This is a genomic window from Leptolyngbya sp. BL0902 (assembly GCF_016403105.1).
In the GTDB taxonomy this organism is placed as follows: domain Bacteria; phylum Cyanobacteriota; class Cyanobacteriia; order Phormidesmidales; family Phormidesmidaceae; genus Nodosilinea.
On record NZ_CP046155.1, the window covers coordinates 3,769,854 to 3,784,658 of the forward strand.

At 59.9% G+C, this 14,805-nt stretch carries 13 protein-coding genes and 2 pseudogenes; 8 read left to right on the plus strand and 7 right to left on the minus strand.

The features are described 5' to 3' along the window. Positions 1–101 precede the first annotated feature (101 nt). Genes GFS31_RS16730 through GFS31_RS16740 form a run of 3 tightly spaced genes read left to right on the plus strand, consistent with a single transcriptional unit; the run spans position 102 to position 2,808 of the window. Entirely contained in the window at positions 102–1,505 is a 1,404-nt protein-coding gene (locus GFS31_RS16730; protein WP_198805895.1) for a nicotinate phosphoribosyltransferase, read from the plus strand. After that, positions 1,502–2,116 carry a nicotinate-nucleotide adenylyltransferase gene (locus GFS31_RS16735; RefSeq protein ID WP_198805896.1) on the plus strand — a complete coding sequence of 205 codons (615 nt, stop codon included), beginning with the start codon at positions 1,502–1,504 and terminating at the stop codon, positions 2,114–2,116. Before GFS31_RS16730 ends, GFS31_RS16735 begins: the two co-directional genes overlap by 4 nt. Continuing rightward, entirely contained in the window at positions 2,062–2,808 is a 747-nt protein-coding gene (locus tag GFS31_RS16740; protein WP_198805897.1) for an NUDIX hydrolase, read from the plus strand. Before GFS31_RS16735 ends, GFS31_RS16740 begins: the two co-directional genes overlap by 55 nt. An 89-nt stretch (positions 2,809–2,897) precedes the next feature. Here GFS31_RS16740 and GFS31_RS21100 read toward each other — a convergent pair. Next, positions 2,898–3,197, minus strand: a pseudogene (locus GFS31_RS21100) (IS4 family transposase); the annotation flags it as partial. A 280-nt stretch (positions 3,198–3,477) separates the two neighbouring features. Between GFS31_RS21100 and GFS31_RS16745 the strand changes: the two are divergent. Further along, positions 3,478–5,619: a recombinase family protein gene (locus tag GFS31_RS16745; RefSeq protein ID WP_198805898.1), complete on the plus strand. Its 2,142-nt coding sequence runs from the start codon at positions 3,478–3,480 to the stop codon at positions 5,617–5,619. A 118-nt stretch (positions 5,620–5,737) separates the two neighbouring features. Here GFS31_RS16745 and GFS31_RS16750 read toward each other — a convergent pair. Further along, positions 5,738–6,523: pseudogene (locus GFS31_RS16750) on the minus strand (IS4 family transposase); the annotation flags it as partial. 293 nt (positions 6,524–6,816) lie between these two features. Between GFS31_RS16750 and aroC the strand changes: the two are divergent. Then, the gene (gene aroC / locus GFS31_RS16755) at positions 6,817–7,905 is read left to right on the plus strand and encodes a chorismate synthase (protein ID WP_198805900.1); all 1,089 of its coding nucleotides are present in this window, start codon (positions 6,817–6,819) and stop codon (positions 7,903–7,905) included. Between the two features lie 22 nt (positions 7,906–7,927). On the opposite strand, the gene GFS31_RS16760 is transcribed toward aroC, so the two are convergent. The 5 genes from GFS31_RS16760 to GFS31_RS16780 all read right to left on the minus strand — a co-directional run bounded on the left by GFS31_RS16760 (position 7,928) and on the right by GFS31_RS16780 (position 12,313). Then, positions 7,928–8,608: an N-acetylmannosamine-6-phosphate 2-epimerase gene (locus tag GFS31_RS16760; RefSeq protein ID WP_198805901.1), complete on the minus strand. Its 681-nt coding sequence runs from the start codon at positions 8,606–8,608 to the stop codon at positions 7,928–7,930. A gap of 135 nt (positions 8,609–8,743) precedes the next feature. Next, positions 8,744–9,712 (minus strand): aldo/keto reductase, encoded by a 969-nt coding sequence (locus GFS31_RS16765; protein WP_198805902.1) that lies wholly within the window; start codon positions 9,710–9,712, stop codon positions 8,744–8,746. A 75-nt stretch (positions 9,713–9,787) separates the two neighbouring features. Next, complete coding sequence (locus tag GFS31_RS16770; protein ID WP_225907469.1) at positions 9,788–10,297, minus strand: L,D-transpeptidase; 510 nt, start codon at positions 10,295–10,297, stop codon at positions 9,788–9,790. 281 nt (positions 10,298–10,578) lie between these two features. Beyond that, a complete protein-coding gene (locus GFS31_RS16775) occupies positions 10,579–11,310 on the minus strand; it encodes a fasciclin domain-containing protein (protein WP_225907470.1) in 732 nt (243 codons plus the stop codon). Positions 11,311–11,446: 136 nt separating this feature from the next. Next, the gene (locus GFS31_RS16780) at positions 11,447–12,313 is read right to left on the minus strand and encodes an MlaE family lipid ABC transporter permease subunit (RefSeq protein WP_198805903.1); all 867 of its coding nucleotides are present in this window, start codon (positions 12,311–12,313) and stop codon (positions 11,447–11,449) included. Between the two features lie 503 nt (positions 12,314–12,816). Here GFS31_RS16780 and GFS31_RS16785 point away from each other — a divergent pair. The 3 genes from GFS31_RS16785 to GFS31_RS16795 all read left to right on the plus strand — a co-directional run bounded on the left by GFS31_RS16785 (position 12,817) and on the right by GFS31_RS16795 (position 14,796). After that, the gene (locus GFS31_RS16785) at positions 12,817–13,260 is read left to right on the plus strand and encodes a Fur family transcriptional regulator (protein ID WP_198805904.1); all 444 of its coding nucleotides are present in this window, start codon (positions 12,817–12,819) and stop codon (positions 13,258–13,260) included. 177 nt (positions 13,261–13,437) lie between these two features. Then, complete coding sequence (locus GFS31_RS16790; protein WP_198805905.1) at positions 13,438–13,824, plus strand: hypothetical protein; 387 nt, start codon at positions 13,438–13,440, stop codon at positions 13,822–13,824. A gap of 51 nt (positions 13,825–13,875) precedes the next feature. Beyond that, positions 13,876–14,796 carry a bile acid:sodium symporter family protein gene (locus GFS31_RS16795; RefSeq protein ID WP_198805906.1) on the plus strand — a complete coding sequence of 307 codons (921 nt, stop codon included), beginning with the start codon at positions 13,876–13,878 and terminating at the stop codon, positions 14,794–14,796. Positions 14,797–14,805: the final 9 nt, after the last annotated feature.

A 14,805-nucleotide genomic window follows, 5' to 3' on the forward strand; every position in this document is an offset into this window, starting at 1 on the left:
CATGACCATCGTTGCTGCTGTTGGGTGCCGCTAGGATTTTCTCGCCAACTCCTGCGGAAATTTTGGTTTATAATACTATAAATATTCCATTTAACGTTGCCATGGCCTCCCCTGCTGCGCTGGCCCCACCGATGATCGTTAGCCCCCCCGACTATGGTCTGCTGACGGATCTCTATCAGCTCACCATGGTGGCCTGCTACGCGGGAGAGGGCTTAGATCAGCGGCGGGCCAGTTTCGAGCTTTTTGCCCGTCGGTTGCCGCAAAACTATGGCTACCTAGTGGCGATGGGGTTGGCCCAGGGGTTGGAATACCTCAGCCAACTGCGGTTTTCGGAGGAACAGATCGCCGCGTTGCAGCGTACGGGGCTCTTTACCCAAGCTCCAGAGGCATTTTGGGAGCTATTGCGGGCAGGGCGCTTTACGGGCGATGTCTGGGCCGTGCCAGAGGGAACGGTGGTGTTTGCCCAGGAGCCCTTCCTTCGCGTTGAAGCGCCCCTGTGGCAGGCCCAACTGGTAGAAACCTACCTCCTCAACACCCTCAACTACCAAACCCTGGTGGCCACACGGGCAGCGCGGCTGCGGGAGGTGGCGGGGCCAGCGGCGCGACTGCTAGAGTTTGGCACACGGCGGGCCTTTAGCCCCCAAGCTTCTCTGTGGGCGGCTAGGGCGGCTTTGGCGGCGGGGCTAGATGCCACCTCCAATGTGTTGGCGGCGGCGCAGTTGGGGCAGATCCCAGCGGGCACCATGGCCCATGCCCTAGTGATGGCCTTCAGCGCCCTCGAACAAGGCGAAGAGGAAGCCTTTGCGGCCTTCCATCGGTATTTTCCGGGGGCGGCGCTGCTGATCGACACCTACGACCCGGTGGTGGCGGCGGCACGGTTGGCGGCTCAGGCGCGGCCAGGTCAGCCCCCGGTGGCGGCGGTGCGGCTTGATTCGGGCGACTTGGCCAAGGTTTCCCAGGCGGTGCGCCACCATTTGCCCCAGGCGTTGATTATGGCCAGTGGGGATGTGGATGAATACGAAATTACTCGGCTGCGGCGGGCGGGCGCTACCATAGATGGCTACGGCCTGGGCACCAAGCTGGTGACGGGGGAACCTGTGAACGGCGTCTACAAACTGGTGGAACTAGACGGCACCCCTGTGATGAAAGAGGCCAGCGGCAAAGCCACCTACCCAGGCCGCAAGCAAATCTTTCGGCGCTATGAGGGCACCCAGGCCGTGGCGGATCGTTTGGGGCTGATGACGGAAGCCCCGCAGCCCGGAGAGCGGCCCCTCCTGCAACGGGTCATGCACCAAGGCCAGCCTGTGTTTGAGGTCGAGCCCCTAGGGGAGATTGCCACCCGCACGGCCCAGTCCGTTGCGGCCCTGCCCCAGGCCGTGCGCTCCATCGATCAGCCCCCGGCCTATCCTGTTGAGTTGTCCCCTGATTTACAAGCCTTGACGGATAGCACCCGTCGCCCCATGGCTCATCCTGCTCCCTCGCCCATTTCCTCCCGACGCCCATGACCTCCATTGCCCTATTTGGTACCAGCGCCGACCCACCCCACCGGGGCCATGCTGCCGTGCTCACCTGGCTGGCCGAGCGGTTTGACCATGTGGCGGTTTGGACGGCCAACAACCCCTTCAAGCCGCAACAAACGGAACTCAGCCACCGCTTTCGGATGCTGGATCTGCTGGTGAGCGACGTGGCTGCGCCCCCCGGACGGGTGCAGGTGCATCCCGAACTCAGCCACCTCCGATCCATCGTCAGCATCGAGCGGGCCAAGCAGCATTGGCCAGAGGCGCGTCTATCCCTGGTGATTGGGTCGGATTTGGTGGCGCAACTGCCCACCTGGTATCGGGCGGAGGACATCTTTGCGGCGGTGGATCTGCTGATCGTGCCGCGTCCCGGCCATCCCTGCGATGCGGCGGGGCTTGAGTTTCTGCGCCAACGCACCGGGGTAACGGTGGCCCACCTGCCCAACCCTGTGGATACGGCCTCCTCCGACTATCGCCAAACCTGTGACGACCTCGCCCTCACCCCCGCCGTGCAAGCCTACCTTGACCAACACCACCTCTACCCATGCCCGGAAAACTCCAGAAAAACGCTAATCCCCTCCTCACAAAACCTGCCCTAGCCGACTTTAAGGTGGGCGTAGACAACGTGATTTTTTCCGTTGATACCCACCAAAATCGACTGCTGGTGCTGGTGGTGATGCGCCACCAAGACCCCTACATGGGCTACTGGAGTTTGCCCGGAACCCTCGTGCGTCAGGGCGAATCCCTCGAAGCTGCCGCTTACCGGGTGCTGTCCGAAAAAATCCGGGTCAACACCCTCTACCTAGAACAGCTCTATACCTTTGGTGGCCCCCAGCGCGACCCCCGCGAGGCCCCCACGGCCTACGATGTGCGCTACCTCTCGGTGAGCCACTTTGCCCTGGTGCGGTTTGAGGACGCTGAGCTGATTGCCGATGGCGTCAGCGGCATTGCCTGGTATCCCCTGGCCCAGGTGCCCCAGCTCGCCTTCGACCACAACGAAATTCTCACCTACGGCTATCAACGCCTACGCAACAAGCTGGAATATAGCCCCATCGCCTTTGATGTGCTGCCAGAATTGTTTACCCTCGGCGATCTCTACCAACTGTATGTCACCGTGTTGGGGGAGGGGTTTTCCGATTATTCCAACTTCCGTACCCGCCTGCTCAAGCTAGGATTTCTGCAAGATACCGGACAGAAGACCTCACGGGGAGCCGGACGCCCCGCCAGTCTCTACCGCTTTAACGCCGCTGCCTTTGCCCCCCTCAAGGATAAGCCTATGGTCTTTATCTGAGCCTTGGGATTGCCACGGCGGAGGCCGATGATGCCCCGCATAGGCCGCAATCGAAGCAGTTCCCAAAGGGCCGCCGATTGGTCTTGTCCTCAGTACGGGGACAAAAGTTGCAGAGCCTGGTCGAACTCGGCAGATCGTAGGGCCAAATCGCAGCAGATGCGACGGAGGAAGTCGCACCCGTAGCGGAACAGACTCTTGGCCCTGCGGCCATGGGACTGGATAGGAATCGGGTGGTGCTGATGGTGCCAGAGCCCAGTGAGCATGGCCCAACAGAAGCCCAAGGCAAGGAGCGCGACGAGTTTACTGAGCCGCTCGGGATGGCAGAAGTGGGTGGATTCGAGGTTGAAGCCTCGGGTTTTGAGGGCGGAGAAGAGGGTCTCAATGCGCCAGCCATAATGCCCTCATAAATCGGTCATCGACTCAGTATCCGAAGATCAGTCTGGCGGGTTTACAGCGATTGGTTGACGTTGTCGCCAAAATAGAGGCAACCGAATCACCCTCAGAGGACGCTCTACCATGCCCGAGCGATACGAGCCCCCCCGTCTGCTTGCCCGCTGAATCAGAGTCGGTGGGCACGCCTGCCCCACCCAAATCGCCAACGTCTAATTTGTGTGGTCAGCCAGATGTTGGAGCAGCACCTGAGCGCCCAATCCAAGCCGGAGGTGCCTCATGACTCCTCCCACTAATCCTGGATTCGGGCTGTCAGACAAAATTCAATGGCCGCATCTCGACCGATTAGCTGTGGTGTATGTGCGCCAGTCCACGCTGCAGCAAGTGAGCGACCATCAAGAATCCACCCGTTTACAATATGGCTTAGTAACGCGAGCCGAAGCGCTGGGCTGGCCCCCTGAGCGCATCCTCACCATTGACGAAGATTTAGGGAAATCCGGCAGTAGCGCGGCAGGGCGTTCGGGCTTCCAACGACTGGTCAGCGAAGTGGGGCTGAACCACGTCGGTTTGATTCTGGGCGTTGAGATGTCGCGGTTGGCCCGCTCCTGCAAGGACTGGCATCAGCTGCTGGAAATCTGTGCCCTCTTCGGCACGTTGATAGCGGATCTCGATGGCATCTACGACCCGAGCCAGTACAACGACCGGTTGCTGTTGGGCTTAAAAGGCACCATGAGTGAAGCCGAATTACATCTCCTGAAACAACGGATGATGCAGGGAAAACGGACAAAGGCCCAACGCGGCGAGCTGGGGTTCAACGTTCCCATTGGCTACATTTGTCGTCCATCGGGGGAAGTGCAATTTGACCCGGATGAGCAGGTGCGTCAGGTGGTGCGATTAATCTTCCGCAAATTTGAGGAATTAGGCACCCTCAATGCCACCCTACGGTATTTGGTCAGTCATGACATTCAAGTGGGGGTGCGGGTGTTGTATGGCCTCGACAAAGGGGAGTTGCAGTGGCGACGTCCGAATCGCCCGACCTTACAAAATCTGCTAAAAAATCCCGCCTATGCCGGAGCCTATGCCTACGGACGTAAACAAGTCGATGCCCGCAGAAAGCAAGCCGGTCGTCCCCATACTGGCTGTGTCGTCAAACCCCCTGAAGAGTGGCTGGTCTTAATCCAAGACCACCACCCGGCCTACATTTCCTGGGAGCAGTACCAGCGGAATGGGGCTCAACTGAAAGCGAATCGGAATCGAGCGGATGAACTCGGCCATGCGCGAGAGGGAGTGGGTCTTTTGAGTGGGCTTCTGGTGTGTGGGCGATGTGGATGCCGTCTGCAGGTTCAATATCACCGGGCAGGCGGCTATCACCGCTATGTCTGCAATCGGGCGATGAGCGATTATGGGGGCCAATTTTGCCAGCACGTGTCGGGCACCTGTCTGGATGAGTATGTCACGGGACAAGTGCTGCGCGCCTTGGAGCCGGCTGCTTTAGACCTTTCCTTGGCGGCTGCCGCTCATCTGGAGCAAGACCGAGCCGAGCTTGATATTCTATGGCAACAGCGATTGGAGCGGGCTCAGTTCGAAGCCGATAGAGCCCAGCGGCATTACCAGTTCGTTGAGCCGGAAAATCGCTTAGTCGCCCGACAACTGGCTCAAGCATGGGAAGCTGCATTGCAGGCTCAGCACACCCTGCGGGACGACTACCAGCGGTTTTGTCATGACCAACCGAAAGGCCTCTCGCCTGACGAAAAGCAGCAGATTCAGCAACTCGCAGACAGCCTGCCCCTACTCTGGGCCGCGCCCACGACCACGATGGCGCAACGCAAAGACGTGATTCGACAGATGATTGACGGCATCCTCATGACCGTGGTGGGCGATACCGAACAGGTACAGGTGACGATTAAATGGGCGGGCGGCGATTCGAGTCAGGCTCAGATCACTCGCCCGGTCGCCAAATGGACTCAACTGAGTGACTACCCGCAACTGTGTCAACGGCTTGAACAACTGACCCAGGCCAATCTCACCACCCGCGACATCATTGACTGCTTGCATCAAGACGGGTTTCGCCCCCCAAAGCGTCGTCAAACCTTCAATCCAGAAATGGTGCAAACGTTAATTCGCAAGCTTGGCTTAAGATCTCACGCAGCGACTCCGGCAAAAGCACCGTTGCCGCCCCCCGAATGGTGGTTGCCGGACTTGGCTGCCAAACTGGACATGCCGACGATGACCCTCTATAACTGGGTGCAACGAGGGTGGGTGAAGGCCAGACAACCGGCAGAACCCCCTAAACACTGGATCATTTGGGCCGATGAGGCCGAACTGGAACGCCTCAGAACTCACCGTCAATGCCCCACCCGGGAGATCCTCAGGCAACGCTGGCAAGGGGAAACACCCAGCATTGCTTGTCCTCCTGACTAGACGGTTTGACCGGTATAAACTCAAATTTTTGACTGGAGAAGACCCATGGCAAAGCACACACCTTCGATTCCACCACCTCAGCATCCGCCTGAAGATGACTATGGGGGTATTGAGGCTGGAGTATCTCGATGCCCCAGCGCTGGCGGTAGTCGGCGAGGGCCGTCTGAGGGGCATGGTCGGTGGCGAGAATCAGGAGTTCGCCATCGGCGAGGCGGGTGGCGATGACGTAGACCCGTCGGCCCCAGACCCATCGTTTTCCCGATAGAATCCGAGTCTCCCCAGATCTCAGACTGGCGAAGACCCGTTCCCCCGATTGACGAGACTTTCCAGAGCGGGAACGAATCTGGTCACTATGCCGCAACCGGAGACGGAAGGGCATCGTTTTGGGCAACAGCAGATAACTGCACCACTCCTTGCCCACAAACTCCCGGTCGCCCGTCAGACACCGCACCTTGGCCTTCGGAAACACCCGCTCAAAGCGCTCCAGCAGGTCAATACGCTCGTCGCTGTTGCTGTTGCCCCGCTTGTCCAGCATCGTCCAGAACAGCGGGAAGGCCACCCCTTCATGGACAATCCCCAGCATCAAGATATTGAAATGAACCGCCCCAAACGACCAGGTCGTGCGGTCGAGGCTCAAGGTCCAGGGTTGAGGAATCTGGCTCCAACTCACCACCGCCCGCGCAATATCGTCAAAATCCACCGGAAACCCCCGCAAAAACCGCGTCAGACGCTTGTAACTCGACCCCGGTTTGGCCCGGTTGGCAAACACTGACGCCAGTTTGTCTAAGTTCACCGTCTCGACCCGGAACAACGCTACCAGAAACAGGGCCAGGAAGGTCAGTCGAGCACCATGCCACGGCAGATGAGCACGCAGGGCCCCTTGAAGTCGGTTAATCTGAGTCATGGGGAGGATCTGGCTAAGGTTGTGGTAATCCCTAGCTCACCTCCCTATTCCTGATTCTGTCAACCCCCTACGGGACAAGGCTTCAGCCCTCTCTCCTCAAGTTTTGTCCCTGTACCGTGGGTCTTGTCAGCATTGCCGAGCGAATTGTTCGAGCCCCTGGGATGGCGGTGTCTATGTCCTAGGTCATCTGCACCGAGCCGCTGTTCAGGGTTTGCTAGGAAAATACCCAGGGAGGAGGGCAAAATAGTAGGATCGAGAAACCTTAAACCTTCAATTCTGGCAATACCGATCCTATGGGCAGTACTTTTGGGCAGCTATTTCGCATTACCACCTTTGGCGAATCCCACGGTGGCGGCGTGGGCGTGGTGATTGATGGCTGTCCACCCCGGCTGGAGATCAGCGTTGAGGAAATCCAGGCGGAGCTAGATCGGCGGCGACCGGGCCAAAGCAAAATTACCACCCCCCGCAAGGAAAACGACCGCTGCGAGATTCTTTCCGGCGTGTTCCAGGGCAAAACCCTAGGGACGCCCATTTCCATCCTGGTGCGCAACCAAGACACCCGTCCCCAGGACTATAGCGAAATGGCCACCACCTATCGCCCCTCCCACGCCGACGCCACCTACGACGCCAAGTACGGCTTCCGCAACTACCAGGGCGGCGGACGATCCTCGGCGCGGGAAACCATTGGCCGAGTGGCGGCGGGGGCCGTGGCCAAGAAAATCCTTCAGCAGGTGGCCGGGGTAGAAATCATCGGCTACGTCAAGCGCATTCAGGATTTGGAGGGCACCGTTGACCCCGAAACCGTCACCCTAGAGCAGGTGGAGAGCAACATCGTGCGCTGCCCCGATGCCGAAGCCGCCGAGCACATGATCGCCCGCATCGAAGCCATCCGCGACCAAGGGGATTCCATCGGCGGCGTGGTGGAGTGTGTGGCCCGTGGCGTACCTATCGGTCTGGGGGATCCCGTGTTCGACAAACTGGAGGCCGATCTCGCCAAGGGCGTGATGTCCCTCCCGGCTAGCAAGGGCTTTGAGTTGGGTTCTGGCTTTGCGGGCACCCTGCTAACGGGTAGCGAACACAACGATGAATACTACACCGACGAAAACGGCCAGCTCCGCACCCGCACCAACCGATCCGGCGGCACCCAGGGCGGCATCTCCAACGGCGAAACCATCATTATCCGCGCCGCCTTCAAGCCCACGGCCACCATTCGCAAGGCCCAAAACACCGTCACCAACAGCGGCGAAGCCACCGTCCTCTCCGCCCGTGGTCGCCACGATCCCTGCGTGTTGCCCCGCGCTGTGCCCATGGTGGAAGCCATGATGGCCCTGGTGCTGTGCGATCATCTGCTGCGTCACCACGGCCAATGCACCCTGTTCTAAAGGATGAGGAGCACACCGCAGGCTAGGGCTGAAGGGCCGCTACATACTGGTTTACCAGGCTGTCGATACCCGTGAGGGCGGTGCCTACCACTACGGTAAAGGCCCCTGCTTCGAGGGCGGCACGGGCCATCTCCGGCGAGGCAATGCCCCCTTCACAGATCACAGGTACGGCACAGTGTTCCACCATAGCCCGCAGCAGATCCAGGCTGGGGGGTGTTTCCCCCTGGGTGGCTTCGGTATAGCCAAAGAGGGTGGTGCCCACGCAGTCGGCCCCGGCTTCGATGGCCCAGAGCGCATTATTGAGGTTGTCCACATCCGCCATCACGGGTTTGTTGAGGTGGGTGTGGATGTAGTCAATCAACTCTGCCAGGGTTTCCTGCCCCGGACGAGGCCGCTGGGTGGCATCGACGGCGATGATGTCGCTACCCGCCTCGGCCACGGCCTCGGCATGGTGGCGCTGGGGCGTAATATACACCGAAGACGGCGGCAACACCTGCTTCCACAGGCCAATAATGGGCTGATTAACCCGCTGCCGCACCGCCTCAATGTGGCTGGGAGAATCAATCCGCACCCCCACCGCGCCCTGCTGCACCGCCGCCGCCGCCATGGCCGCGATCACCTGGGGATGGTGCAACGGTGATGTAGCCGGAGCCTGACAGGACACCACCAATCCACCCCGCAGGGCCTTCAACCTTATATCCATAGGCATTGTTTGCAGGGCATCCTTCACCGTAGAACCGCCCCCATTCTATCCCCTGGGGGCAGCGTCATCCCCCTGGGCAGAAAGACCCGCCAGGAGAAACCACCTACCGGGCGGTGGCTTAGATCAGGGAAGCAATCACTCACCGCCGAAGTTCCACATCACCGGGTCGGTATCCACATAGTCGGTGACGGTGCGGCTAATGGCGTCCATATCTTCCAAGTCTTGGGGGGAGAGGTGGAGGGTGGCGGCTTTGGCGTTTTCCTGGGCCTGGAGAGCATTGCGAACCCCCACAATGGCGGTGGTTTGGGGCTGGGCCAACAGCCAGGCGAGGGCCAGATTGCCAATGGTGGTGCGGTGGCGATGGGCAATGGGGCGCAGTTCGGCCAAAGCGGCGAGGGCCGTGTTGTAAAGGGGCGGACGAAACAGCTTGTTTTTGCTGCGAATGTCGGCATCTGGAAAACGATGGGCCGCATCAAATTTGCCTGTCAGCAAACCTTGGGCCAGGGAGGAATAGGCCATGATCGTCAGGCAATGATCGATGCAGTAGGGCTGTTGATCCACTTCTACGCCGCGCCAAAAGAGGGAGTAGGGCGGCTGAAGACTGTCAATACGGCCATGCTGAGCTGCCTCCTCAAGCTGGGCTCGAGAGAAGTTGGAGACGCCGATGGCCCGAATTTTTCCCTGATCTTTTAAAGCATTGAGGGCGGCCATGGTTTCACCGATGGGCACCACCTCGCTACCAAAGGAGCCAGAGGGCCAGTGGATTTGGTAGAGGTCAATCACCTCCGTTTGTAGCCGCCGCAGGGACTGTTCGCACGCCTCCATCACCTGGTTGAACCGGAGATGGTGGGGAAATACCTTGGTCGCAATCACCACCCGCTCCCGCCGATTAGCGAGGGCCTTGCCGACGAGGGTTTCGGAGTAGCCATCTCCATAGATTTCGGCGGTGTCAAAGGTGGTGATGCCTGCCTCCAGAGCCGCCTGCATGGCGTGGATCACGGTCTCATCATCGATGTTGACCCAGCCTTTCTTCCCTGCTTGCCAGGTGCCCAAAATGATGGGGCTAATCGCGATATCTGTGGTGCCCAACAGGCGGGTTTCCATGGCAACACCTTCCTTTGGGCGTCCATTGTGTGGGGCTTATTATGCCCTGAACCGATGCGGGTCGCCAGGGGGCTGCTAGGGGGTGACGATCACGCTCATTCCCATGTGAACCTGGTCAAATAGCGCCACCACATCTTCGTTGCGCAGGCGAACACAGCCGTTGGAAGCCGCCTGCCCGATGGAGGACACCGTAGGGGTGCCGTGGAAGCCAATAATGCCGTTGTCTAGGGTCAAAAAGCCAATCCAGCGCAGCCCCAGGGCACTGTTGGGGCCAGGTTCATGGATTTCCCCCGTCCAAGGGCTTTGCCAAATGGGATCGACAATCATCTGAAAGATTTGGTACTCCCCGACGGGGGTGGGGGTGGCCGGGGCACCGATGGCTACGGGGTAGCTGTCGAGCACCGTCTCGCCGCCGTAGACATACACCCGCCGTTCTCCCAGGCGCAGAACCAGGTGGGTAGCCCCCTGTTGAGGGGCCTCAGGTAGGTGGTCTTCGGGAAGACCCAGAGGGGGCATGGAGAGGGCTGGCAGCACGGGCTCTGGAGTAGCGGCGAGGGGCAACGCCGACCGCGAGGGCTGTGCCAAGCCTGGAACTGCGCCTAAGCCTAGGCCAACGGTGGCCACCACCATGCCCAGGAGGATTCCCAGACCAGGGTTACACCATCGGGAAGCGGGCTGATGTCTGGATGCGTCAGTTGCCGTTCGGCTACGGCAGGGCCTTGTGCGATACATTGTCCCCAGGGCTGTTGTCATGGCGGCGGCTTTGCTTAACTCCCAACGCGATGGCCCCTAGGCTTCTGGCAAACCCACCACAGATCCAGGATGAATCCAGCGTGGGTTTTGTTGAGCTAGGGGCCGGGTTTGCTCTACCAAAGCCCTTGGACGGGCTCAGAAACGGTGGGGGCGGTGGTGGCCGGAGCCGTGGTCGGCGTGGGGGCTGGGGTCACAACGGCTTCTTCCACAACAGGGGTTTCGGACACTTCCGCCATCTCCGCTTCTGCCATGCGAGCCGTCAGAGCATCGACCAAACCCGCCGGGATCAGCACGGTATCGATGGCATGGATGATGCCATTGCTAGCCTCCACATCCGCCAGCACCACGTTGGCATCGTTGACGATGACTTCATCAGCGCTAGAGCGCACGCGCACGGGGCCGTTGAGGGTTTCAATCTCGCCGGGGCTAACTAGGCTGTCGGAGGTGACAATGTCGGGCACCACGTGGTAGGCCAGCACATCCGTCAGCAGATCTTGGTTTTCGGGCAGCAACAGAGCTTCTAACACCTCGGTGGGCAGGGCGGCAAAGGCGTCGTTGGTGGGAGCAAAGACGGTGAAGGGGCCTTCCCCAGACAGCACATCGACCAAATCCGCTGCTTGAACGGCGGTCACTAGGGTGCTGAAGGCGCTATTGCCAGCGGCGATATCCACGATGGTGTCGCCAGCCTGGGCCAACTGGTCGGCGACTGCCTCGGCGGCCACGGGGCTATCGGTAGCTGAGGCGGGCATCAACTCGTTAGCCAGGACTGGAGTGATCGTGAACACACCAAGGCCAGCCACGCTGAACAGGGCAGAGAGAAGCTTGTGCATCGTGGGGTAGGTCATGATTTTCAAATCGGTTATGAAGTTTTGCAAACAGACGGAATTATGGCCGATTCTAGTACACTTCCGTCAATTTAGGCAGGGTTTAGTCAGGATTTAGGTGGTCTAACCCTGACATCTTGCCCCTGTGTCCTGCTCGCTAGTGCAGCGTCACGCTAGCCCCGTGGAAGACCAAAATCGACAGAAAAAAGTCCACCACAAACAGCCCCACCCAGGTGGTGACGACGGCGGCGGTGGCGGCTCGGCCCACGGATTGGCTACAGGTGGTGGTCAGCCCCCAGGTGCAGCCTGCTAAGCCCACCATGGCTCCAAACAGCACAGATTTAACCAGTACCGCCACCAAATCTTCCAGCATGAGCAGGGTGCGGACGGACTCCAAAAATTGCTGGGCAGGCACCTGGTAGAGCTGGGCGGCAATGGCAGCTCCCGATAGAATGCCCACGACTAGGCCCAAAACCGTCAGCACGGGCAGCATGATGCAGCAGGCCACCACCCTAGGCACAACCAGGTAGTTCACGGGGCAAGTGTGCAGCATTTTCAGAGCATCGATCTGGTCTGTCACCTTCATGCAGCCAATTTCCGCCGCAAAAGCAGTGCCCACCTGCCCCGCCAATACTGCCGCCGTGAGCAGCGGGGCCAACTCCCGACAAAAGGCCAGGGCAAAGGCTCCCCCCAGGGCAAAGGTGGCCCCAAAGCGATCCAGTTCGCGGGCGGTTTGGATGGTAAAAATCATCCCCGCAAATAGGTTAATCATCAGAACGGGCATCAGGGTGCCGAGCCCCACCAGGGCCATTTGGGCCAGGGTGAGTTGACGATTAATCCGTCCCTGCAACACCCGTAGCAACACCTGGCCGCCCAGCAAGCCAGCTAGACCACAGTGGTACAGCCAGGACTTTTGCCGCAGATCCTCCGTGGGGGTGGGTTCCAGCCAGGGATCGGGCCAGGGGCGATTTGGTGAGCGGGGGCCATTTCTGACCCAGGACTTGGGAAACAGTGCTTTCACCATGGCTGAGGTCACAAGTAACGGGTTAAAAGCGGCCAGTTGAGAGATGATCCACGCAGATGGCCCGCGTAGTCGCCTATATCTTGCCATCTAGGCCATGTCTGTTTTGTCGTCTAGGGTATCCCTAGGAGGCGGGTTGCCCAGGGGGGTCAGGCTTGGGTATTGTGTCTTGGTCAATCCCACCATCTAGCGTCCGTAGGGTGCAAACCCAAGGCCATGCCTTAGACTCAACTATTTAGACTCAATTTGTGCCCGATGAGTTCGGTCGGTTCATAGATCTTTGTCCTGTCTTTGTCCTGCTGATCTCGGTAATTCGGTGATTTGGTGATGCGGAAACAACGCCAGCGGTTCGGCAATCCGAGCGCAGCCGCCCCGGTCGATGGAGCCCAAGGCCGATGCGGATCAAGCCTGCGGTGGCATGTCGGGGAGCGTAGGGCGGGCCGGGAGAGCCCCGCCTTGGGATAGTTTTGGTAAAGTGGTACTGAGTACGATTTATGTGCGTTGCCATGGATGATCCTGCCCTTTCCCACCCGCCCATCCGGTCTTTAGAAGACGCCCTAGAGCGCTGTCAGGTCTTGGGAATGCGGCTCAGTCGCCAGCGGCGCTACATCCTAGAACTCCTGTGGCAACAGCAGGGACACCTCTCTGCCCGCGACATTTATCACCGCCTCAACCAGGAGGGGCGAGAAATTGGCCACACCTCCGTTTACCAAAACCTAGACGCCCTCTCCGAGCAGGGCATCATTGAATGTGTCGAGCGGGCCGATGGCCGCCTCTATGGCCACAGCAGCCGCTCCCACAGCCACGTCAACTGTCTGGACACCGACGACATTATTGATGTGGATGTGGTGTTACCCGCCGAGTTAATTCAGCAAATTGAGGCCCAAACTGGGGTTGCGATTACCGACTATCGCATTGACTTCTTCGGCACGAAGGCCGTGTCTGCCTAAGCCTCCGAAATCCTCCCTGGGGATCGGGCACAAAACGGCCTGAACGACCTCAACCTCGGCGTAAAGATACCCTATCAGCCCTGTGCTCTGGCTCTCCATTGGCCCCTGCTCCAACCGGATTGCCCAGGCCCAGGGTGGCGCTGTTTCTGACCGCAGCCCAGGGCTGCAAGGTGGTCTATGCTACGACGGTTTTTGTCCCTAGGTGTGATGTCTGGGCTGTTGGCCTTCTCGCTGCCAGCGGCGGCTCGTCCAGAATTGGCCAGTGGCGATCAACTGCTCAACACTGACGTGGCTGGGTGTTTGGCCACCGCCGATCAATTCATCCAGAGCTTGAATATTGAGTCGTCCCAAGGCTCGATGGATCGCACCGGATACTTTGAGGATGGGGTCTTTCGCATTGTGTGCTACAGCGCAGGTGAGGATCACAGCTTGGCGGTGGTGGTTGTCAGCCATGCGGGGGATCGAGTGACCGTGGCCGATTTCGTTCAGTTTGCCCTCACCTCCCTCCATCAGATCGATACCCCCACCGAACCCATGGCTCCATCGGCCCAGGCTCTCCCCTAACCAACGGCCCCATTGATCGGTACACTACCCCCATAGTGGCGGGGAACGATCATGGAATCCAGTGCATTAACGACCCTGTTTTTACCGCTGGCGCTGTTTGCAGTCATGCTGGGTATGGGGTTGGGGCTACGGGGCGAAGACTTTAGGCGGGTCGTGGTCTATCCCAGGCCCGTAGTGGTGGGGCTGGTGGCCCAGTTGGTAATGCTGCCTCTGCTGGGGTTTGCCCTGGCCTCCAGTTTGCCCCTGCGGCCCGAACTAGCGGCGGGGCTGGTGCTGTTAACCGCCTGTCCGGGGGGGCCAACCTCTAACCTCATCACCTATCTGGCGCGGGGGAATGTGGCCCTGTCTGTCTCCCTCACGGCCTTCAGCAGCGTGGTGACGGTGTTCACCATCCCCCTGGTGGTCAATCTGGCCCTGGGACGCTTTTTGGGCACTGCCACAACCCTGCGACTGTCCTTGGTGTCCACGGTGGCGCAAATCGCCGTGATCACCCTCCTGCCCGTAGGATTGGGGATGCTGGTCAACCACTATCGCCCGCGCACCGCCGCCCAAATCGAACGGGGGGTGAAGTGGCTGTCGCTCTTTTTGCTGGGGGTGATCATTGCCGGACTGCTGATTCAACAGCGGGCGAACCTGCTGGAGTTCTTGCTTCAGGTGGGTGGGGCCATGCTGGGGCTAAACCTGTTGGCCATGGGGCTGGGCTATGGCCTAGCGCGGGTAGCGGGCCTCGATGACCCCAGTAGAACGGCCATCACCGTGGAGGTGGGCCTTCAAAACGGCACCCTAGCCATCACCCTAGCCAGTTCGCCGCTGTTTTTGAATCAGCCGGATCTGGCAATTCCCGCCGCCATCTACAGCCTGCTGATGTTTGGTACGGGCTTGGCCTTTGCCGCCTGGAAGCACCAGCGTCGCCCGGTTGCCGCCGTCTCCGTTCCCCAGTCCGATGGCGATCCGGTTAGCGAGCGCAAGTAGGGTCTGTCC